Source organism: Paenibacillus sp. JT22N15 (assembly GCF_059383755.1).
This window is the reverse complement of sequence record NZ_JBXENV010000008.1, coordinates 306,052-327,042: the sequence shown is the minus strand read 5'-3', so window position 1 is coordinate 327,042 and position 20,991 is coordinate 306,052. Positions and strand designations below refer to the sequence as shown.

Genomic DNA, 20,991 nt, shown 5'->3' with positions numbered 1-20,991 from the left:
CCAGCCCGGCTTATCGGCCGCGCAGTACGCTCAATACATGGTTCATATCGCCGGGAATCGGCGCTTCGAAATGCATGAGCTCGCCTGTGCGCGGATGCTTGAAGCCAAGCACTGCCGCATGCAGCGCTTGTCCTTTAAGCGCTACTGTCTTGTTGCGACCATACATCGGATCGCCTGCCAGCGGATAGCCAATATACTTTAAGTGGACGCGAATTTGATGCGTGCGCCCTGTCTCAAGCTGCAGCTCCAATAGCGAATAGTCTTCCCCAATACGCTCGATAACCATGAAATGCGTAACCGCATGCTTGCTGTTGCGCTCCGTGACTGTAAACATTTTACGGTCATTCGTATCTCTGCCGATTGGCGCATCAATCGTGCCATGGTCATGCGGCAAATTGCCATGCACCAAACCGATATATTTGCGCGTTATCGAATGGTCCTTCAGCTGCGCAGCGAGCGAAGCGTGAGCCAAATCATTTTTCGCGATCATCAGCAGTCCTGAGGTGTCCTTGTCAATGCGATGGACGATGCCGGGACGAAGTACGCCGTTAATGCCCGACAGGTCTTTACAATGATACATGAGCGCGTTGACAACGGTGCCCGATGAATGGCCCGGTGCGGGGTGAACGACTAGTCCGCGCGGTTTGTTAATGACGATGACATCGCTATCCTCATAGACGATATCAAGCGGTATATTTTCAGGATCAATGACAGCCTCTTCCGGCTCGGGAATCGTAACGACGATAACGTCGCCCGCGGCAACTTTATAATTTCTTTTGCCTGTTTGGCCGTTTACCGTTACAGCTTGGACCTTAAGCCATTCCTGCACTTGCGTGCGCGATATAGACGGATCATCCATCGCTTCGGTTACGACTTTGTCCAGACGTTCGCCAGCTTGATCCTCGTCAATGACAAAACCAACTTGCTCCTGCTCTTCCAGTTCAAACTCTTGCTCTATTTCTTGCTCATCAAACGGTTTGCTGCTCATTCGGGTTAGACTCCTTATCCTCTTCACTTCTCATTTGATCCTGCTTCTCCTGCTTCGAGGTCAGCAAGGCATCAATTAATATCAATGCGACACCTACGCAAATCGCCGAATCAGCGACGTTAAAAATCGGGAACGAATAGCTGCCGAAATTAAACAGCAGGAAATCGACAACTTCGCCGTACATCGCCCGGTCCAGAAAATTGCCGAACGCTCCGCCAAGCACAAGTCCAAGACCTGTTAACAACCATACTTTGCCGAGCTTCCGAGTCGTTTGTATGTACCAGATAATCGCGGCTAAAATAACAATCGTAATGACGATAAAAAATAAACGCTGCTCCTGCAAAATACCAAAGGCAGCCCCTTTGTTGCGGTGCGATGTAATGTAAAAGAAATTGCCAATTACACTAATCAAATCACCCAGGTTCAGCTGTGTCGCAATTATTTTCTTCGTTATAAAATCTACAACAAATACGAATAAAGCGATCCAGTAGTAGTAATAACGCATCTACTTTCTCCTTTCGTTGTGCATGCAAGGCCTTTCCGTCTGCATAACATTCCGTCATATGTCCCAAGCTATTGTAGCATAGTCAATATGGAATGAGCCAGCCTCTGCAGTGCGGAGGACTAAATGCGCAAAGGACGGTGCCTGACATGAGGCTGCCTACAATGGAACAGCTAAGCGAGCTGCATGCTCGGTTAATATCGGACAAGCAAGACATTGAACAACGACTTGAGCATAACGGCCACTATGGCCTTGCTACGGGATGGAAATCGAATAACAGCGATCTTTCAACAATCGACAATCACCCAGCGGATTCCGGAACTGATATGTTCGAGCGCAGCAAAGACATTGCCCTGCTGGAGCAGGAGGAGCTGCATTTGTACAGAATTGATGCGGCGCTGGAAGCTTTTCAAAACGGGACCTACGGTTCCTGCATTGTGTGCAAGGAGCCTATTCCTTATGAACGGCTGGAAGCCATTCCAGATTGCTTATATTGCCTGGACCATGCTCCGCGGCAAGATCTGGACGCGCAGCGTCCAATTGAGGAAGAGACGATTCAAATGCCTTACGGCTATTCCAGTGAAAAAGCCTACACGGGCTGGGCCGGCTTCGACGGCGAAGATGCGTGGCAAATTGTCGAGCAATGGGGCAACTCCGACTCCCCGGCCATGTCTGACAACCGCGAAGCAACCGATTATGAGCATATTGGCTCGGCCTCCGAGGAAAATGAAGGTTTTGTAGAGCAGCTTGAAAGCTTCGTTGCCACCGATATTACCGGGCGCCATGTGTCCATTATTCATAATTCACAATATAAGCGTTATATGGAAAGCAATGAAGGCGACCACCATTTGGAGCAGGACCGTTAAATACGTTTCGCTCATAGACAGCAGCTTCCGTTATTTGTTCATAAAAAGGCCCCTGCTCTTATAAGGCCAGCATTATGAATAAATAACGGAGCGTTTGTCTTTGTCAATGTATGTAACCTACTGCCTAATAGTTTTTCCCTTCCAGCTGAATCTGAACGATGCGCACGATATCCGCAATATAGTCGCCGATAATCGGCAAATTGAGCGCCCCTAAAATTTGCAATACATACAAAATCGTCGCTGCAAAAAAAGTAAAGCCAATCGCGATACCGACGCCTCTCGCCAAGCCAGCAAGCACATTGCGCCATATGAGGCTGATTGGCCGATTAAGCAAATCCACATATTCGGCTATTTGCGTACGTTCCATTTCCGCCGCTATCTTGCTCAGCCTGCTATCCAGCTTGCTCAGCGTATGTTCGAGCGACTGCTCTTCCTTCACGGAACGAATCGGCTTACGCTCCAGCTCTTTCATCTCAGCATCCCTCCCAGGCATAAAAATAAGGAAAAAACGAGCATAAGCTATGCTCGTTTTTTATTTGCTCCTTATACTATATCCTTAAACGCCTTTTTCTTATGCTGAATAAAACAAGCTTGGCACAATTTTCTTCGCGCCCTGGCTTTAGCCTTTGATCAAAATGCCAATTTCCTTCTCGCCCAATTGGACCCGTTCGCTGCCTTCAAGCTCTTCATAGGAAACGCTGCTCAGCAGTACATTTTCCTCCAGCACATGGCTGAACGCTTCAAGCGCTGTGCGCAATCCTTCATCGACGCTCAGCACAAGGTCAATGCGCTTCTCGATTGGCAGATCCAGCTTTTTGCGCGTATCTTGAACCGCACGGATCACTTCGCGCACCCAGCCCTCTTGCTCCAGCTCAGGCGTAATGTCCGTATTCAAGGCTACGGTAATACCGCCGCCAGAAGCGGACGCAAAACCGGATTTCGCTTGCTTCTCAACGAGCAGCTCCTCGACAGGAATGAACAGCTCTTCCGCATCCACAGCCATAGCGAGCGCGCCATGCGCTATAACGGCACGCGTTTCGTCGGCCGTTAGCGATTTCAGGTGAGCCTGAATCGGACCAACGTTTTTGCCGTATTTTTTACCAGCCACTTTGAGGTTCAGCTTAAGCGTGAAATCCACAAATCCACTATCGCTGTTTTGCACGACGATTGATTTGACATTGATTTCATCCTTCACGATTTCCTCATAGCCTGCCACGTCAAACTCACGGTCAAGGGACACGATCAGCTCAGACAGCGGCTGACGCGTCTTGATGCCCGTCTCGTTGCGAACGTTGCGGGCAAGCTCGACGATTTGCTTCGCGCTCTCCATATCCTGCTCTAGCGTTAGGTCAATAGCGGACTCGTCTGCTGTAGGATAGTTTGCGAGATGGACGCTTTCTCCGCCGCCAAGGTTGCCATAGAGGTCTTCCGCAAGAAGCGGGGCATATGGCGCAATGACGCGTGCCAGTGTCAGCAGCACATGACGCAGCGTTTGATAGGCATTGATTTTGTCCTCGGTCAGGCCGCTGCCCCAGAAACGGTCACGGGAACGACGGATGTACCAGTTGCTCAGCTCGTCAACGAAAATTTCAATCGCCTTCGCCGGATTCAGGAAGTCATTTCCGTCAAGGCCTTTCACAGTCGTCTTGATCAGGCTGTTCAGACGCGATACGATCCAGCGATCCAGCTTATTCGCGGAATGACGCTCTTCGTGTGTTTTGTGATCGAAGCCATCGATGGTTGCATACAGCGCATAGAAGGCATGCGTATTGACAATCGTGTCAATGACCTTCGATTTTGCTTCGCCCACGATCGAACGCGAGAAACGTTTGCTGTTCCAAGGTGCGCTATCCGCAAGCAGCGCCCAACGGAAAGCATCCGTGCCGTACTCGTTGATGATTTCCCAAGGATCAATAACATTGCCTTTGGATTTGGACATTTTCTGACCATTTTCATCCAAAATATGGCCGGTCGAAATAACCGCTTTATACGGCGCCTTGCCGTTGTATAACGTCGATACCGCAAGCAGGCTGTAGAACCAGCCGCGCGTCTGATCGATGCCTTCGCAAATCATATCCGCCGGATACTGCTCCGCGAAACGCTCCGCATTTTCAAAAGGAACATGATGCTGCGCAAACGGCATGGAGCCGCTGTCGAACCATACATCGATCACTTCTGGCGTACGCGTCATAATTGCGCCTTCGGCAAACGGCGATTTCAGCTTGATTTCATCGACGTAAGGCTTATGCAGCTCAATGTCCTCCGGCACGTCGCCAACCGCACGCTCGCGCAGATCGGCAATGCTGCCAGGCGAATATTGCTTGCCCGTCGCTTCGCAAATCCATACGTTCAGCGGCGTTCCCCAATAGCGGTTGCGGCTGATGTTCCAGTCCACCAAATCCTCAAGGAATTTGCCGAAGCGTCCCTCGCGGATATGGCCTGGGTACCAGTCTACTCCATTGTTGTTAGCGATCAGCTGATCTTTAACGGCCGTCGTCTCAATGAACCAGCTTTCTGTCGCATAATACAAGAGCGGCGATTTACAACGCCAGCAGAACGGATAGCTATGCTCGTAACGCTCCTTCGAGAACAGCAGGCCGCGCTCGCTAAGCATTTTCACAATGTCGACATCGCAATCTTTGACGAAGCGTCCAGCAAGGTCTGTCACTTCATCGACATAACGGCCTGCATTGTTCACGACGTTCAGCATGCTGATGCCGTTTTGGCGTGCCACTCTATAGTCATCCTCACCATGCGCCGGCGCAATGTGTACAATACCTGTACCGCTCGTATCGCTTACGAAATCGCCAGCGATGACTTTATGCGCATTGGAAACGGCAACGTAACGGAATGGCGGCTCGTAGCTTTGGCCAACCAGTTCGGAGCCCTTAAGCGAGGACAGCACTTCGTGCTCCTCTTTAAATACGCTCTCTACCAGGTTTTTAGCGACGATAAATACTTCGCCATTGCTTGCTACACGAACGTATTCGAGCTCCGGATGAACAGCAAGCGCTACGTTTGCCGGCAGCGTCCAAGGCGTAGTCGTCCACGCCAGCACGGATTCGCCAGTGTCCGCAAGCTTAAACTTGACCGTTGCGCTCAAATCTTTAACGTCCTCATACCCTTGAGCAACCTCATGGGAGCTCAGTGTCGTTTGGCAGCACGGGCAATATGGGCTTACGCGGTGACCACGATACAGCAAGCCCTTGCTATGAATCGTCGAGAGAATATGCCATACACTTTCGATATATTCGTTTTTAAGCGTAATGTACGGGTTGTCAAGATCTGTCCAATAAGCGATGCCCTCGGTCAGCTCGCGCCACTGCTTCTCATATTCAAAGACGCTGTCCTTGCATTTTTTGATAAAAGCTTCTACGCCGTAATTTTCGATCTCCTGCTTGCCGGAAATGCCGAGCTGCTTCTCAACACCAAGCTCTACAGGAAGGCCATGCGTATCCCAGCCCGCTTTGCGAACGACGCGGTAGCCGGACATCGTTTTGTAGCGGCAAATAAAATCTTTAATGACGCGGCCCAGCACGTGGCCGATATGCGGCGCGCCGTTAGCGGTCGGAGGACCTTCATAAAACACGAAATTCGGTTTGCCTTCACGGTTTTCAATCGACTTTTTGAACGTATCGTTATCCGCCCACTGCTTTAATACGCGAAGCTCGCGCGTTCTTGCTTTTTCCTTCACATCTACACGTTGCATCTTCAAATTCCTCCCGACAATTAGAAGCCCTTTATAAGAATGAAACTTATACAGGCTTATATTTTCAAAAAAATAAAGCCCCGCCCCTGTAGAAGGGACGAGGCTTGCTCGCGTTACCACCCTTGTTCCGTCAATGTCGCTGCATAAGCAGCCTAAAAGACGGCACCTTTGGCGTGAATGCCTTAGCATCCACGGTCCTTGTAACGGAGGACGGACCGTCGGCCCTTACTCCTTCTGCCATACAGCTACAATAGCTGGTTAGGAAAAGTTTCGGCGCCGCTTCTCGGAGATGATATTCTGTAACTGCTTGAACGTCGTCTTGCAGCAAAGCAACGACTCTCTGGGGATCAAGCCACGATACATACTCGTTCTCGTCAACGAAGTTTCACATCTGAACAATCATTAATCCTATTTATAGCGTATCGTCGCCCCGTTGTCAATTCGTGTTGTGCGGATTAACCTCGGGAAAGCTGCTCCAGCTCAGGATGCTGGCCTGGATCAAGCGTTCTCCAATCGTCCTGGCTCAGCAGTTCCAGCTGCGCTTCCACAAGCGTACGGAACCGTGCACGGAAGATCGATGCCTGCTTCTTCAGCTCCTCAACCTCAACCGATACTTTGCGCGACTTGCTCAGCGAGTCATTAATAATGCGATCCGCATTTTTCTCCGCTTCCTTGATGATCAGCTGCGCTTCCTTCTTCGCATTGTTTCGAACCTCGTCAGCCGCCTCTTGTGCGACGATAATCGTCTTGCTCAGCGTCTCTTCGATGTTCGAGAAGTGGTTCAGCTTCTCCTGCATATTAAGGATCTGGTTCTGCAGCTCCTTATTTTCGCGGATTATCGTTTCATAATCTTTAATGACCTGGTCAAGAAATTCATTGACCTCATCCTCGTCATAGCCGCGCAACCGGCGACCAAATTCCTTATTATGTATGTCCAATGGCGTTAACGGCATCGGCGCACCTCCTCGACTTATTTCCATACCGGAAAACATTTGCTGTGGAAAGGATTCGACAACCGCCAGCAAAATCCTGCAATTGGGCTAAATAAATTTGCCCACCTTCAGCCGAATTCTGCCTTTCTTCGTCACGCCATCCGCCTCCATAACTTTAAATCGGCCCAACCCTTTTATAGATACGACATCGCCTTCGCGCAGCTGCTCGGACGGGTCTTCCACCGTTTTCCAGTTCACCCGGCATCTGCCGGCGCGAATGGGATCTACAATTTTTGTACGGCTGATCCGGTGCACATCGCTTGCAATACCGTCTACCCGCATCGAAGCCACTGTAAAGCTCATTTCCTGCAGCTCTGGCACGACTGGCGACAAGGAAGACAGTGGAATGATTTCGGTCAATACGCTCGCACGGTGCACCTGCCTTAAGTGAACGTTCAAATAATCCGCAATATCTTCCGTCATCATAATGTGAGCGAAAGTTTCATGGACATGAATGTCCCCTACCCGGTCACGCTTGATGCCAAGGCCCAGCAGGGCGCCAAGGTAATCGCCATGATCGAGCTGCTGGCTTGTCCCGCCCGGACCGCTGACCTGTACCTCCAGCACAGCAATTGCGGCAAGCTCCTGATCCAGATCGCGGTAATCCGGCCCAATAATCGCCCGGCAGCGCTCTGCCTCAGGGTAGCCGCCATCAAGCCGCAGCTCCACATCCGGATGGCGATTGACGAGGCTTTGAACGATCTGAGCCTGTCTCGGGTCCAAAAAATCGGTCCGCTTCAGCTCATGCTGCTGTGCGGACCGCTCCACCCATTCCCACGCCCGGTCAACGAATGGCTTCTCGTCCGGGTGGAAATGGTCATATATAGGTAATTTCATTGAAATTCCCTTCCTAACTTTTGAAATCTAGCCCGGCAGTATAAAGCCTACTACCGCAATGAGCCCCATTGCCACAAAACGAAGCGCAAAAATCGCTACGATTGGGGAAATATCAATCATGCCGCCAATCGGTGGAATGAAACGGCGGAAAATGCCTAAGTACGGCTCAACCAGCTTGCCTAAAAATACGCCAATAAAGCTTTCGCGCGCATTGGGCAACCACGACATTAACACATAACCAATAATCATAAAGCTGTAAATACTTTGAAGGTTCATAATGAGCCCTGATACACTACTAAACAATCGGTGGTCACCTCATTTTGGAGTATTCATTGTCCTCTGCCATCATTTCCGTAATCGACCCTTGAATTTCAACCGAATCCGGCGTACATAGGAAAATGTTCGGGCCGAGCTTCGAAATATTGCCACCCAAAGCGTACACTGTACCGCTGAGGAAATCAACAATGCGAAGCGCCAAATCGGTACGCACACGCTGCAGGTTCACAATGACGGCACGGCGCGAACGCAGATGATCGGCAATATCCTGCGCCTCATCATAGGAGCGCGGCTCGCTTAAGATAACTCGTACATTTTTCTGCGAATGTATGCTTACGATGTTGTTGCCCTTTGTATTTTTACGTGCTTCGAACGGAGAGGTTTCAATTTCATGGTCTGGCTCCTCCGGCTGCGCGCTTCTTTCCCGTTCAATGATCTCTTCTTCCTCCTGCAAACCAAGAAAATTCATAAACTTATTCATAACGCCCATTCGTCATCCCTCTTTTCCAACTAGTATCGTTCCTAATCTAATCCACGTTGCGCCTTCTTCAATCGCGACCTCAAAGTCATTCGACATGCCCATGGAAAGTTCCGTCAGCGGAGCGTTCAAAGCCACTGCCCTATTCATCTTATCCCTCAGCTCCCGCAAAGCGCGGAACACAGGCCGGGTCTGCTCAGCTTCAGCCTCATAAGGCGCCATCGTCATTAAGCCTACCGGCTGTACATACTGAAAGCCTTTAATCGCTTCCAGAAGCTCCGGGAGCTGCTCCGGTTCAAGGCCATGCTTGGAGTCTTCGCCCGATACATTAACCTGAATCATACAGGGCACCTGCACGCCAAGCTGCGCTGCTCGCTTCTCGATTGCCTGTGCAAGCGACAAGCGGTCCAGCGAGTGAATGTATGTAAACTTCCCTATGACATCTTTAACCTTATTCGTCTGCAGCGAACCGATGAAATGCCAGATGGCTTGTCCATCGCCTCCTTCGGCTGTTTCGCCGCTAATCGCTTCCCACTTGGGCAGCGCGTCCTGAAAGCGGTTTTCGCCTAAATGGCGAAGTCCCTCGTCAAACGCCTGAACAGCTGTAGCGAGCGATACATATTTAGTCACCGCAATAACGTTCACATCCTCCGGCTTACGACCGCTTCTCTCGCATGCTGCATCGATCCGGCGCTGTACATTTGCTATCCGCTCTGTTAATGAGCTCTCCAATTTCGTCACCTCTTTGCAATCCCAATCCAGCTGGCCATTCGTCCTGTTTTGCCGCCCTCCATCCGGTGGGAGAAAAACAGATCCTGACGACAGCCAGTACACCACTGTGTTAATTCGATATGGATCGGCATAATTCCTGCTTTTATCATAATCTGACGGTTAATTTCTTTCAAGTCGACCATCGCCTTGCCATTTGGCAGCAGCTTTATCAGCGAATTACGCGCTTCTTCGCCGCTCAGCTCGAAGGATTCGAGCAAAGGAAGCACCTTGCTAATGACCGTTTGGTCGACCTCATAACAGCAGCCGCCAATCGACGGGCCGATAGCGGCACGCACATTGTCCGCTCTAGTGCCATATTGCGCGGCCATCGCCTCAAGCGTCACTTTGGCAATATGCGCAACGGTCCCTTTCCAGCCCGCATGGGCAAGCGCTACCGCCTGATGCTCCGGATCATAAAAATAAAGCGGCACGCAATCGGCATAAAAGGAAGCGAGCAAAATGCCCGGCACATCCGTCATCAGGGCATCGGTATCCGCAATCGCATCGCTGCGGGACTCCCTGCCCCGCCCAGCGTCCTGCTCGGTTACTTTATATACATCAGCGCCATGCACCTGCTCCGCGCAGGTCCACGCCTCGAAGGGAAAGCCGACCGCATCAGCAACCTGCTGGCGGTTGTGAATAACGTCGCGATCTGCATCGCCGACATGGAGCCCCATATTCAGCGTCGCCCAAGGCGCGGCGCTTACACCGCCATCGCGGCCGGTAAACCCGGCTGTCAGCTGATTATTTTCATCCATCCAATTAGACAACAAAAAAAGCGAAGGATTCTTCGCTGAATGATTCCACTTAAAAGCTTCCATTCGGGTCATCACCTCTTTATGCAGTTTACCCTGTTATCCTCTTGCGTGCAAATCCTCTTCCTCCAGGCGCTGCTTCGTTTCATCCATACGTACGAGCACTACATCCGCCCCAATTTTCACAATGTTGCGCCAAGGAATGACGACCTCGCCGCCTGGCCCGCCAAACAGCCCCATAAAGCGGCTATACTGCGGAATCACGATGGAATCGATGCGTCCCTGCCTCAAATCCAGCTCCAAATCGGTAATATGCCCAAGCTTCTTGCCATCCACAATATTAATGACATCCTTCGTCTGAAAATCAGATATCTTCATCGTCTGCTCACCACTTTTCCAGCGGGATGAATAACCATTTTTATGACCGGGCATGCTGTACTGCCCTGCTCCGCCTAGCTGTGCACTCTTTTATATCAGTATATGTAAGACGCGCCCAAAATGTCCTCTTTCGCAAAATAACTACTTTTAGCAGCATCCGGCGGGCATAAAGACATTAAAAAGACCGGACATCAATGTCCGGCCTGCTTCCCATAAGGCGAGCTGAGTGAAAGCCAAACCTTCCACGCAGCTCGTCATCTTTGTCTCGAGCGTCTACGTCTTGACATACTTCTGCATTTGCTGGATCGCCGACTTTTCTAGGCGTGATACTTGAGCCTGCGAGATGCCGATTTCATCGGCGACCTCCATTTGCGTCTTGCCTTCGAAAAACCGCATCGACAAAATCATTTTTTCCCGATTATTCAGTTTATGCATCGCTTCGCGGAGCGCGATTTCCTCGATCCACGACACATCTTTGTTTTTGTCATCGCTAATTTGATCCATGACATAAATCGGATCGCCGCCATCATGGTAAATCGGCTCAAACAACGATACCGGGTCCTGAATCGCATCAAGCGCGAACACAACATCTTCCTTTGGAACATTCAGCATTTCGGAAATTTCAAAAATCGTCGGCTCGCGCGAATTTTGATTCGTCAAGCTGTCTCTGGCTTGCAGCGCTTTATAAGCGATATCCCGCAAGCTACGAGATACTCTGATCGGGTTATTGTCGCGCAAATAACGGCGGATTTCCCCGATAATCATCGGGACAGCATAGGTGGAAAATTTGACGTTCTGGCCAAGATCAAAATTATCTATCGCCTTCATAAGTCCAATGCAGCCGACCTGGAATAAGTCGTCTACAAACTCTCCCCTATTGTTAAACCGTTGAATGACACTGAGCACAAGCCTCAAGTTGCCATTAACCAATTTCTCTCTGGCTGCCCACTCATTGCGGGTTTGCAAAGCGGTGAACAGCTCCCGCATTTCAACATTTGTCAGGACAGGCAGTTTTGCGGTATCCACTCCACAGATCTCGACTTTATTTCGTGCCAACGTGATTACCTCCCAAGGAGAAACATTAATGTTCATTATCTCCTCGGACGCCCGAAATATTCCTGCTTCACCCTCCGCTTTGCAAGTCTATGGATTGCCCTTTTATACCATTTTGTTGAACTCCTTGCGCAGCCGCTTAATTATGCGTTTTTCCAAACGCGAAATGTAAGATTGAGAGATACCGAGCAGATCGGCAACGTCCTTCTGTGTTTTCTCTTCCCCGTCCGCCAGCCCGAATCGCAGCTCCATAATGATGCGTTCACGCTCCGTCAGCTTGTCGAGCGCCTTATGCAGCAGCTTGCGATCAACCTGCTCCTCAATGTTGCGGTAAATCGTATCGTTTTCCGTTCCGAGCACATCCGACAGCAGCAGCTCATTGCCATCCCAATCAATATTCAGCGGCTCGTCAAAAGAGACCTCGGTACGCGTTTTATTGTTGCGGCGCAAATACATGAGAATTTCATTTTCAATGCAGCGCGACGCATAGGTGGCCAGCTTGATTTTTTTCTCAGGATCAAAGGTGTTGACCGCTTTAATTAAGCCAATGGCGCCAATCGACACCAAATCCTCAATGTGAATGCCTGTATTTTCGAATTTGCGGGCAATGTATACGACAAGCCGCAGGTTGCGCTCTATGAGCATCGCCCGGATAGCCGTATCGCCAGAAGGCAGCTTGCCCAGCAAATATTCTTCTTCTTCCCGAGTCAAGGGAGGCGGCAGCGCCTCGCTTCCACCAATATAATAAATCTCTTCGCTTTTTAGTCCGAATAAAAATAAAGTCCGATAATAATATAACTGCAGAACCAATTTCCACTTGACGAGCATCCGGCCTATCCCTCCCCGATAATCGTAGTTTTTTCAGTCTCCTGTTTCACATCCGCTTGCGGGGTCTGCACAAGTGCCGGATGAATGATCGCCTGATACGAGCTGTCTGCTGTCAGCTTGCCGCCATCGAGCCCAATCAACACTTTTTTCGCTACATAGCTGCAGCCATCCCGCTCAATTCGGACAAAATCCGGCTTTAGCGCCAGCATAAATTGCGAGCCGCGGTTGACGCCGCGGTAAGGAATGAGGCGCAATCGATGCTGCCAAATAAACACTTCTTCGCCCATGCCTGCTACCAGACGATCCACCTCGGCCTCGCGAATGCTTTGCAGCCATGAAGGTGGCAATTCATTTTGCCAAAGAGCGGCTTCAACGACCATTACCGGAGTTCGTGACAACGGATCATAGAGCTGATTGCCCGTATCAATCAATCCGATGCAGCGAAATTCCTGATTTTCAATATGAATAATTACATCGGCAAGATGAGTTTGCACCAACTCCCTTTCACGACGCTGCGTCAACACGGTGCGGTATATATACAGCCCGATACAAAACGCTGCAAATAAATAAATAAGGCTCATTTTCAGTTCAACATGCATGCTTCCATCGACAAAGGCAATCGTTCTCCATACTTCTCCCGAGCCCTGCATCAGCAAATAATAAATGCCGATGATCGCTCCTGCCGCCACAAAATTAACGGCATAAAAGGCTGCCGTCGTGCGAAGAAAATGCTGAATCGACCCATAACCAAAAGCAATCCACAGCATCAGCATCGAGATGCCCAGCTTGACTACTAAGGTAAACAGGACGGATAGCATCGGAAACAGCATAAGCACGACGTAGCTGGCTCCTACACTTGCAGCGGCGAGCACCCGCCATGGCTTGGCACGAATGTTCCTCGCCCATGCTGTCGTCAGCAGCAGCCCACCGTCGACCAGCAGCTCCCGCACAAACATGACATCGACATATACAGCCACAATCGTCACCTTCCCGCGAATTCCGTCCGCCAAGCTTGCTTCATAGCGCCGGTGAGAACGATTGAGACTAGTATATTAAAATCCTATTTCAAAGTCTGTCTAATCATGACGGGGTGAGCCATCTTTTTTTGTCGAGCGAGCAAATAAAAAACGGCAGGACAAGCGGTCGTTTGACAGCGGCAAAAGTGTTTTTGCCTAGCTCCTGCTAGGGCATAAGGTGAAACGGCTGTCGCCGTCCTCTGGCGGCACGGCGCGTTTCAGTCCGAGAAATATAGGAAAGGCTGGAAAATCATATCCTTTCCTATATTTTAGGAAACGCAAAAAAAGCCCGCTCTCCCCCAAAAAAATATGGGGAAAAGCGGACTTTCTTGTAGGCGATAAACCGCCTGCTAGCGATCGCTGCGTGGACGGTTGCGCAAAAAGGCTGGAATCTCAAGCTGATCGCTCGAGGTGCTTGCGCCAAAAGGCTTGACAGACGATGTCGAAGCAGGCGTGGAGGTCGGACTTGCCGGCTGGCGAGTCTCTGATTCTCCTTGCTGCTGCGGCGAGCGTCTAGCAGCCGGAGCACCCTTGTGCTCAAATCCAGTCGCAATGACGGTAACTTTGATTTCATCCTTCAAATTATCGTCAATGATGGCACCAAATATCATATTCACTTCCGGATCGGAGGCGGAAATAACAATTTCAGCTGCTTCATTAACTTCATACAAGCTCAAGTTGCTGCCGCCTGTAATGTTCATAATAACGCCGCGCGCGCCATCAATGGACGTTTCCAGCAGCGGGCTCATAATCGCTTTTTTCGCTGCTTCTGCTGCACGGTTCTCACCGCTGGCTTCGCCGATTCCCATCAGTGCAGAGCCGCGCTCTGTCATAATCGTCTTAACGTCTGCGAAGTCAAGGTTGATAAGACCAGGTACTTGGATCAAATCGGAAATACCTTGCACCGCTTGACGAAGCACGTTATCCGCTTCACGGAACGCTTCCAGCATAGGCGTCTTCTTGTCGACAATCTCGAGTAGACGGTCATTTGGGATAACGATCAGCGTATCTACTTTCTCTTTAAGCGCTTCTATGCCCATTTCCGCTTGTGCGGCACGCTTGCGGCCTTCGAAGGTGAATGGACGGGTTACAACGCCTACTGTCAGCGCTCCGCATTCTCTTGCAATTTCGGCAATAACAGGCGCAGCGCCTGTTCCTGTGCCGCCGCCCATACCAGCGGTAACGAATACCATGTCCGAGCCTTTCAACTGGTTGAGTGCGAGATCACGGGATTCCTCAGCCGCTTTCTTCCCCACTTCCGGGTTAGCGCCCGCGCCAAGTCCGCGTGTCAGCTTATCGCCGATTTGCAGCTTGTGCTCGGATTTCGCCAAATGCAGCGCCTGAGCATCCGTATTGACTGTAATAAAGTCAACACCTTTTACCCCATTTTCAATCATTCGGTTAACCGCATTGCTGCCGCCGCCGCCGACGCCGATTACTTTTATTTGAGCGAGCTGCTCCAATTCCATGTCGAATTCCAACATCATCAATTTCCCCCGATCAAATAAATTCGTTAAACATATTTTTTATCCGTTCGAACATACCGGGTTTGGATGAAGCGGTGGAACCCGTTTTGCGGCTGCTTGCGGCTTTTTTCACTGTGCTGGTTGTTCCGCGCACTCCCATATATTTCGATACGTATTGAATCATTCCCACACCGCTGCTGTAAGCGGGGTCGCGCACGCCGATATAATCCGGAAGTGCCACGCGCACGGTGGATTCAAGCTCTGCTTGAGCAAGCGCCAATGTGCCCGGCATTGTCACTGCTCCTCCAGTCAGCACATAGCTGCTGACCTTGTCATGATAACCAAGACGACGAACCTCTTGCTTGATCAGGCTGAAAATCTCCTGCATCCGAGGCTCGATAATACTCGCCAAATCGACTTGAGAAAATTCCTTCTCAACATTGCTTCCCATACGGAGAACTTTGAACTTCACATCTTCCGCAGCATCGCCAATGTAGGAACAGCCGTATTTCAGCTTGATTTTCTCCGCTTGATCACTTTGGGTACGCAAGCCGTAAGCGATATCGTTCGTTACGTACTCTCCGCCGATAGGAAGCGTAGAAGTCGCCGCAAGTCCGCCCTGCTCGAAAATCGTAATCGTGCAGGAGCCTGCTCCGATATCCGCTAGTACAGTACCCATCGTTTTCTCGTCTTTCGTCAGCGATATGACGCCGGATGCCAATGACATCAAGATGACGCCGGAAATGCGGAGTCCTGCTTTCTCCACACAGCGCATCAAATTATGTATCGCTGTCTTAGCACCTGTTACAATGGTGGCTTCCACTTCCAGACGCACGCCGATCATCCCCCGAGGATCGGATATGCCTTCCAGTCCATCTACCAAATATTGCTTCGGCACTAAATTAATAATCTCGCGTTCAGGCGGCAAAGCTACTACTTTCGCAGCTTGCACAACTCTTTCAATATCTTCCTCGCCAATTTCACGGTCCTCATTGGATACGGCAACGACGCCATGATTGGTTTGCAAAGCAATATGGTTGCCTTGAATCCCTACATAGACGTCTGATATTTGAATACCTACCATTCGTTCCGCATGCTCAATTGCATTACGAATCGACTGAACGGTCTGGTCGATATCTACAATAGCTCCTTTGCGAATACCCTCTGAGTCGGCAGATCCAACTCCAATAATATTAATGGCTCCGTTATTCACTTCGCCAATAATAGCACGAACTTTGGATGTACCGATGTCTAAACTGACGATGATGTCGTTGCTGCTCAACCCGCGGCACCTCCGTTTCAACTTATAAATTATACAGCTTGTATCAGTTTAATCACAAAACGCCTTTTTACATATTCAACGCAGTTAATAGTATCCCTCTTTTTAAGGGCACTATTTTTCTAACTCTATATGAATTTTAATTTCATCAAGGTGAAACGGCTGTCGCCATCCTTTGGCGGCGCGGCGCGTTTTCATTCCGAGAAATATAGAGAAAGGATGACGAAATCACATACTTTCCTATATTTCAAGGTGAAACGGCTGTCGCCATCCTTTGGCGGCGCGGCGCGTTTCATTCCGGGAAATATAGAGAAAGGATGGGAAGATCATATCCTTTCCTATATTTTAAAAAATACTCATATGGTGTTTAAGCGCCATGCACGTCGTTTTGCTTTCTTTTTTAAAAGTCCACCTATAAAATTTTATCACTGTTTTCTTAAATTGAGTAGTCTGTTTTTCAACTGCCCTCTTCATTTTCTGGATCTGTCTTAATAAAGGAATCATACGTATCGGCAAGCAGCAGGGTTATTTTTCCAGGCTCCTGCGTTTCAATGACCGCATTCATCGTTTCGATTTTCTCGCTCAGCAATGAAATAGCCGTTACTACCTCGAATTTCGTGCGCGTGTAAATTTTGATGCGGTCAGGATACGCCTTCGATGGATATGGCATAATTTCGGATAAATCAGACAGCTGCTTCGCCGGAATTTTGCCAAGCTGCTCCGCTAGCTCTACGCGATAATCATCCCCCTGCTTCCAGCCAGACAATACAGGCTTATTGACCAATAGCTCCTCATTAGCAGCTGGAAGCTCTGATCCGTTCGCAAGCAATGCTGTCAAATTGCCATCACTTAACAGCTCAAAGGCGACTACCGGATATTCCTCTACCGTAATCGTTACCTTCCCAGGGAAAGCTTTGTCCACGGTAACGTTGTTAATAGTCGGAATCGCTTTAACCGCTTGCTCAATCGTTGCTGACGTTGTGCCGAAAAAAGCGTCACCCACCGATATGGCAGCAGCCTGTCCAATTTCTGCAGTCGTCGTATAGGCTGTGCCCTCAATATGAATCTCCGAAATTTTGCTAATAGAAGAATTAAAAAATAGCACGGACAGCACAATGACAAACAGCAGCACAAGCACGCTAAGCAGCTTGCGATTGCCTTTTCGTTTGCCAACCGGTTTTTTTAGCACTGGCATCGGCGCGCTCATAACTTGTCCCTTCTTTCCCCAAAAACATCCGGTTCCCAAATAGCAGGAGCCGGGAGTTTCTATTCAGGCGCTTGTTCGCATACACTAGTTATTAGGAACATGAGGAACAGGAGAATTGCGAGAAATCCTTGCTCCCAGTTTGCTTAACATCGTTTCAATGCGATCATAGCCCCGATCAATATGATGAATTTGCTCCACTACCGTCTTTCCTTGCGCAGCGAGGCCAGCGATTACAAGCGCTGCTCCTGCCCGCAAATCCGTTGCTTCCACCGTCGCTCCATAAAGACGCGGAACGCCCCGGATAAAAGCCGCATTCATATCAACCCGTATATCCGCACCCATTCGCGATAGTTCGTCAACATGCCTCAGCCTGCCTTCGAAAATCGTCTCCTTCATAATGCTCGTTCCGTCTGCAAGCGCCAGCAGCACCATCACTTGAGATTGCAGGTCGGTTGGAAAAGCAGGGTATGGAGAAGTAACAATTCGTTCAATGGCTTTGGGGCGGGATGCACAGCTGACTTTTATTATATCATCGTGGATAGTGATTTGAATACCTGACCTGCGAAGCACGTGTATTAAGGAAGACAAGTGGGAGGGGCATGTATTCAGAAGAGTAATTTGACCGCGCGTCGCAGCCGCGGCAACCATTAAGGTGCCGGTTACAATTCGATCAGGAATGACCTTGTACGTACAAGGAGAAAGCGACTTCACGCCATTGATCGTAATCGTATCCGTACCCGCCCCGATCATCTCGGCGCCCATCGCATTGAGAAACCGCTGCAAATCTTGAATTTCCGGCTCGCGAGCAGCATTCGTAATCATCGTTCGCCCTTCAGCAAGCACAGCAGCCATCATAATATTTTCCGTCGCTCCGACACTAGGGAAGCTTAGATGGATATCTGCTCCTTTGAGACGATCTGCCCGGCAAATAATGCGATTGCCCACTTCTTCAATTTCGGCCCCGAGCACCCGAAGTCCCTCCAGATGCAAATCAATTTTGCGCTGCCCAATAGCGCAGCCGCCAGGCTGATACACCTGCACTTCACCAAATCTCGCAAGAAGCGGCCCCATTAGAAAGATGGACGAGCGCATCTGCCCCATTAACTTTTCCGGCACATGGGCTAGGTGCATGCTTTCCGTATTCAGCTGTACCGTATCGCCCTCATGCTCCGCATGGCATCCGAGTTCCCGCAGTATGCTGAGCATGACGTCGATATCCAGCAGCTTCGGCACATGTTCCAGCGTCGTTTCGCCTTCGGTCAACAAGCTGGCTGCCAATATTGGCAAAGCGGCATTTTTCGCTCCTTGGATAACAATGGTTCCTGAGAGTGGTTTCCCGCCTTCAATCACCAATTTGTCCAATGTCTCACCTCCGAATTACCGCTCACCCACCACCAGCACTTCCGGCACCAAGCTGATCCCAAATCGATCTACAATGACGCCTTGAATATGAGCCATGAGGGTAAGCACATCTTCAGCTGTCGCTTGCCCGGTGTTGACGATAAAATTGGCATGCAGCACGGATACTTCAGCCGCACCTACACGGAAGCCTTTAAGCCCCGCCTCCTCGATCAATCTGGCAGCATAATCGCCTGGCGGATTGCGGAAGACGCTGCCCGCACATGCCAGCTGCAGCGGTTGCGTGCGCAGCCGCCTTTCCTTGTAAGAGGCCAGCGTTGCAGCAATTTCCTGACGATCTCCAGGCGTAAGCTCGAAGGTCGCTGAAAGCACGAGCCCTTTGCGCTCATGGAGCACGGAGTGTCGGTAAGAAAATTGCATATCCTCGGGTCCATAGGTTACCAATTCACCATTTTCCAGCACAATTTCAGCTGATTTGAAAATACGCGACACATCCGATCCATGCGCACCGGCATTCATATAGACGGCCCCGCCTACCGTTCCCGGAATGCCCCCGGCAAATTCCAAGCCCGTCAGTCCTTCCTTGCTGGACATCACAGACAGTTTAATGAAGGAATAAGCCGCTCCGGCATGAACGGTGTTCCCGTCGAAGCGCACATAATCCAGTCCACCTCGAGGCTTAATGACAACGCCGCGAATGCCTTTGTCACTCACCAGCATATTGGAGCCGCGTCCCAAATGGGTCCAAGGTATGCCGTTTTCATGAAGCAGCCGGACAGCTGACATTATTTGCTCCTGTCCATCCGGTATAATAAGAATATCGGCAGGACCGCCTATTTTCCAAGTAGTATGATTTTCCAGCCGTTCATTAATGAATACTTTACCAATTTTTGCATTCTCCAACAGCTCAGCTACATGTTCCATGCTGTCTAACCTCCTTCTGCTTCAAGGTGAAGAACAGGCTCACTCGGCGATGGTCACGATTTATAAGAGTATCCTATGCCTCATGCCCGGGTAGTGTTACAAATGCCTATAGCGCCAACTGCAAAGCCCACTTATTGTGCGAAGCAAGCTTCGCTAGCCTAGTTGTTCCTTCACCTTGAATAACGTGAAATATTAAGTAAAATGCCCAGCGATGTGAGCAGAAGCGTAAGCGATGAACCGCCATAGCTGACAAGCGGCAGCGTAATGCCCGTTACAGGCATCATGCCGATAACGACACCGATGTTGATAAGCACCTGAACGCCGATAATGCTCGTGATGCCAACTGCGAGCAAGCTGCCGAACGTATCAGGCGCGTAAATCGCCGTTCGAATGCCGCGCCAAACCACAATCATAAACAGCACAATAAGTGCCGACCCTCCGATGAAGCCAAGCTCCTCTGCAACGATGGAGAAAATAAAGTCCGTTTGCGGCTCCGGCAAATAGCTGAACTTCTGCCTGCTCATGCCTAGACCAAGCCCGACTAGCCCTCCTGGTCCAATCGCATATAGCGATTGAATAATTTGATAGCCTGAGCCAAGCGGATCAGCCCACGGATCAAGGAAGCCCGAGATGCGCTGCAGCCGGTAGGGAGCGGCCAGTATAAGGCCGACAAGCCCTGCCATGCCTGCTAGCGCGAGCAAGCTCAAATGCTTGAGCTGGGCGCCCGCGGTAAAGATCAACAGCAGCGATGCCGCGACCATGACCGCACCGGAGCCCAGATCAGGCTGCAGCATAATAAGGCCGAAGGCGAGCAGCGCCATCCCGAGCGGAGGCAGCAGCCCCTTGACGAACAGAGTAATCGTCTGCTGCTTCTCGGAAAGCCATTTTGCCAAAAATAAAATCATGGCCAGCTTCATGAATTCGGAAGGCTGAATGCCGAACGAGCTAATGCCGATCCAGCTTCGCGCACCGCCGCGCACGACGCCCACGCCTGGGATCAGTACGATGATAAGCAGAACAAAGCAGATGATCAAGGCGATTTTTGCCCATTTGCGCCATACGAGATAATTCATATTCATCGTGAAGATGAGCGCACAGACGCCGAGACCGGCAAACAGCAGCTGGCGCTTGACGTAATAATAGCGGTCTCCGAATTCATGAAAAGCGAGCACTGCGCTCGCGCTGTATACCATAATGATTCCGATAGCCAGAATGAGCGCAATAGAGACGATCATCCATACGTCCGGGGCAGACCTGGCTTTGGCCATAGCGTACACCTCTTTGCATGTAAAAGTAGGGACAAGCCC

At 50.2% G+C, this 20,991-nt stretch carries 21 protein-coding genes and 1 other annotated feature; of the genes, 1 reads left to right on the top strand and 20 read right to left on the bottom strand.

Going from position 1 to position 20,991, the window contains the following annotated elements:
- Nucleotides 1-10: 10 nt before the first annotated feature.
- Both AC50X8_RS18060 and lspA read right to left on the bottom strand, forming a co-directional pair.
- On the bottom strand, nt 11-988 hold the full coding sequence (locus tag AC50X8_RS18060) for an RluA family pseudouridine synthase (RefSeq protein ID WP_494861750.1): 978 nt from the start codon (nt 986-988) through the stop codon (nt 11-13).
- Complete coding sequence (gene lspA / locus AC50X8_RS18055; RefSeq protein ID WP_056041605.1) at nt 969-1,493, bottom strand: signal peptidase II; 525 nt, start codon at nt 1,491-1,493, stop codon at nt 969-971. Before lspA ends, AC50X8_RS18060 begins: the two co-directional genes overlap by 20 nt.
- 161 nt (nt 1,494-1,654) lie before the next feature.
- Between lspA and AC50X8_RS18050 the strand changes: the two genes are divergently transcribed.
- The gene (locus tag AC50X8_RS18050; protein WP_494861753.1) at nt 1,655-2,356 is read left to right on the top strand and encodes a TraR/DksA C4-type zinc finger protein; all 702 of its coding nucleotides are present in this window, start codon (nt 1,655-1,657) and stop codon (nt 2,354-2,356) included.
- Nucleotides 2,357-2,480: 124 nt separating this feature from the next.
- Here the strand turns inward: AC50X8_RS18050 and AC50X8_RS18045 are convergent, their stop codons facing one another.
- From AC50X8_RS18045 to spoVE, 18 genes are all read right to left on the bottom strand, one after another.
- Complete coding sequence (locus AC50X8_RS18045; protein WP_099520895.1) at nt 2,481-2,828, bottom strand: DUF5665 domain-containing protein; 348 nt, start codon at nt 2,826-2,828, stop codon at nt 2,481-2,483.
- Between the two features lie 147 nt (nt 2,829-2,975).
- Nucleotides 2,976-6,065 carry an isoleucine--tRNA ligase gene (ileS, locus tag AC50X8_RS18040; protein WP_494861755.1) on the bottom strand — a complete coding sequence of 1,030 codons (3,090 nt, stop codon included), beginning with the start codon at nt 6,063-6,065 and terminating at the stop codon, nt 2,976-2,978.
- A 90-nt stretch (nt 6,066-6,155) separates the two neighbouring features.
- Nucleotides 6,156-6,452, bottom strand: a binding site (T-box leader).
- A 68-nt stretch (nt 6,453-6,520) separates the two neighbouring features.
- A complete protein-coding gene (locus AC50X8_RS18035; RefSeq protein WP_046230429.1) occupies nt 6,521-7,018 on the bottom strand; it encodes a DivIVA domain-containing protein in 498 nt (165 codons plus the stop codon).
- An 87-nt stretch (nt 7,019-7,105) separates the two neighbouring features.
- Entirely contained in the window at nt 7,106-7,894 is a 789-nt protein-coding gene (locus tag AC50X8_RS18030) for a YlmH family RNA-binding protein (RefSeq protein ID WP_056041611.1), read from the bottom strand.
- Nucleotides 7,895-7,921: 27 nt separating this feature from the next.
- Nucleotides 7,922-8,197: a YggT family protein gene (locus AC50X8_RS18025; protein ID WP_494861762.1), complete on the bottom strand. Its 276-nt coding sequence runs from the start codon at nt 8,195-8,197 to the stop codon at nt 7,922-7,924.
- Nucleotides 8,198-8,204: 7 nt separating this feature from the next.
- Nucleotides 8,205-8,660 (bottom strand): cell division protein SepF, encoded by a 456-nt coding sequence (locus AC50X8_RS18020; protein WP_046230426.1) that lies wholly within the window; start codon nt 8,658-8,660, stop codon nt 8,205-8,207.
- 3 nt (nt 8,661-8,663) lie between these two features.
- The gene (locus AC50X8_RS18015; RefSeq protein ID WP_056041613.1) at nt 8,664-9,380 is read right to left on the bottom strand and encodes a YggS family pyridoxal phosphate-dependent enzyme; all 717 of its coding nucleotides are present in this window, start codon (nt 9,378-9,380) and stop codon (nt 8,664-8,666) included.
- 5 nt (nt 9,381-9,385) lie between these two features.
- Nucleotides 9,386-10,189, bottom strand: coding sequence for a peptidoglycan editing factor PgeF (gene pgeF, locus AC50X8_RS18010; RefSeq protein WP_494880720.1), 804 nt, complete (start codon nt 10,187-10,189; stop codon nt 9,386-9,388).
- An 84-nt stretch (nt 10,190-10,273) separates the two neighbouring features.
- The gene (locus AC50X8_RS18005) at nt 10,274-10,552 is read right to left on the bottom strand and encodes a YlmC/YmxH family sporulation protein (protein WP_046230423.1); all 279 of its coding nucleotides are present in this window, start codon (nt 10,550-10,552) and stop codon (nt 10,274-10,276) included.
- A 273-nt stretch (nt 10,553-10,825) separates the two neighbouring features.
- Nucleotides 10,826-11,608, bottom strand: a complete 783-nt coding sequence (gene sigG, locus AC50X8_RS18000; RefSeq protein WP_056041617.1) for an RNA polymerase sporulation sigma factor SigG — start codon at nt 11,606-11,608, stop codon at nt 10,826-10,828.
- A gap of 102 nt (nt 11,609-11,710) precedes the next feature.
- Nucleotides 11,711-12,433 (bottom strand): RNA polymerase sporulation sigma factor SigE, encoded by a 723-nt coding sequence (sigE, locus tag AC50X8_RS17995; RefSeq protein WP_046230421.1) that lies wholly within the window; start codon nt 12,431-12,433, stop codon nt 11,711-11,713.
- A gap of 5 nt (nt 12,434-12,438) precedes the next feature.
- On the bottom strand, nt 12,439-13,443 hold the full coding sequence (gene spoIIGA, locus AC50X8_RS17990) for a sigma-E processing peptidase SpoIIGA (protein WP_235533304.1): 1,005 nt from the start codon (nt 13,441-13,443) through the stop codon (nt 12,439-12,441).
- 356 nt (nt 13,444-13,799) lie between these two features.
- Nucleotides 13,800-14,933 carry a cell division protein FtsZ gene (gene ftsZ / locus AC50X8_RS17985; protein WP_056041621.1) on the bottom strand — a complete coding sequence of 378 codons (1,134 nt, stop codon included), beginning with the start codon at nt 14,931-14,933 and terminating at the stop codon, nt 13,800-13,802.
- Between the two features lie 16 nt (nt 14,934-14,949).
- On the bottom strand, nt 14,950-16,197 hold the full coding sequence (gene ftsA / locus AC50X8_RS17980; RefSeq protein WP_056041624.1) for a cell division protein FtsA: 1,248 nt from the start codon (nt 16,195-16,197) through the stop codon (nt 14,950-14,952).
- Between the two features lie 454 nt (nt 16,198-16,651).
- Nucleotides 16,652-17,401, bottom strand: a complete 750-nt coding sequence (locus AC50X8_RS17975) for a cell division protein FtsQ/DivIB (protein WP_494880718.1) — start codon at nt 17,399-17,401, stop codon at nt 16,652-16,654.
- Between the two features lie 84 nt (nt 17,402-17,485).
- Nucleotides 17,486-18,763, bottom strand: coding sequence for a UDP-N-acetylglucosamine 1-carboxyvinyltransferase (murA, locus tag AC50X8_RS17970; protein ID WP_056041628.1), 1,278 nt, complete (start codon nt 18,761-18,763; stop codon nt 17,486-17,488).
- Nucleotides 18,764-18,778: 15 nt separating this feature from the next.
- Nucleotides 18,779-19,684, bottom strand: coding sequence for a UDP-N-acetylmuramate dehydrogenase (murB, locus tag AC50X8_RS17965; protein WP_056041630.1), 906 nt, complete (start codon nt 19,682-19,684; stop codon nt 18,779-18,781).
- Nucleotides 19,685-19,854: 170 nt separating this feature from the next.
- The gene (gene spoVE / locus AC50X8_RS17960) at nt 19,855-20,952 is read right to left on the bottom strand and encodes a stage V sporulation protein E (protein WP_056041632.1); all 1,098 of its coding nucleotides are present in this window, start codon (nt 20,950-20,952) and stop codon (nt 19,855-19,857) included.
- Between the last annotated feature and the right edge of the window lie 39 nt (nt 20,953-20,991).

What these genes read in the sequence shown, in the direction of transcription:
- murB (WP_056041630.1), bottom strand. Translation starts at nt 19,684, where the DNA reads ATGGAACATGTAGCTGAGCTGTTGGAGAATGCAAAAATTGGTAAAGTA.
- spoVE (WP_056041632.1), bottom strand. Translation starts at nt 20,952, where the DNA reads ATGGCCAAAGCCAGGTCTGCCCCGGACGTATGGATGATCGTCTCTATT.
- AC50X8_RS18060 (WP_494861750.1), bottom strand. Translation starts at nt 988, where the DNA reads ATGAGCAGCAAACCGTTTGATGAGCAAGAAATAGAGCAAGAGTTTGAA.
- ftsZ (WP_056041621.1), bottom strand. Translation starts at nt 14,933, where the DNA reads ATGTTGGAATTCGACATGGAATTGGAGCAGCTCGCTCAAATAAAAGTA.
- AC50X8_RS17975 (WP_494880718.1), bottom strand. Translation starts at nt 17,401, where the DNA reads ATGAGCGCGCCGATGCCAGTGCTAAAAAAACCGGTTGGCAAACGAAAA.
- AC50X8_RS18005 (WP_046230423.1), bottom strand. Translation starts at nt 10,552, where the DNA reads ATGAAGATATCTGATTTTCAGACGAAGGATGTCATTAATATTGTGGAT.
- AC50X8_RS18020 (WP_046230426.1), bottom strand. Translation starts at nt 8,660, where the DNA reads ATGGGCGTTATGAATAAGTTTATGAATTTTCTTGGTTTGCAGGAGGAA.
- AC50X8_RS18050 (WP_494861753.1), top strand. Translation starts at nt 1,655, where the DNA reads ATGGAACAGCTAAGCGAGCTGCATGCTCGGTTAATATCGGACAAGCAA.
- ileS (WP_494861755.1), bottom strand. Translation starts at nt 6,065, where the DNA reads ATGCAACGTGTAGATGTGAAGGAAAAAGCAAGAACGCGCGAGCTTCGC.
- AC50X8_RS18045 (WP_099520895.1), bottom strand. Translation starts at nt 2,828, where the DNA reads ATGAAAGAGCTGGAGCGTAAGCCGATTCGTTCCGTGAAGGAAGAGCAG.
- AC50X8_RS18030 (WP_056041611.1), bottom strand. Translation starts at nt 7,894, where the DNA reads ATGAAATTACCTATATATGACCATTTCCACCCGGACGAGAAGCCATTC.
- lspA (WP_056041605.1), bottom strand. Translation starts at nt 1,493, where the DNA reads ATGCGTTATTACTACTACTGGATCGCTTTATTCGTATTTGTTGTAGAT.
- AC50X8_RS18035 (WP_046230429.1), bottom strand. Translation starts at nt 7,018, where the DNA reads ATGCCGTTAACGCCATTGGACATACATAATAAGGAATTTGGTCGCCGG.
- sigE (WP_046230421.1), bottom strand. Translation starts at nt 12,433, where the DNA reads ATGCTCGTCAAGTGGAAATTGGTTCTGCAGTTATATTATTATCGGACT.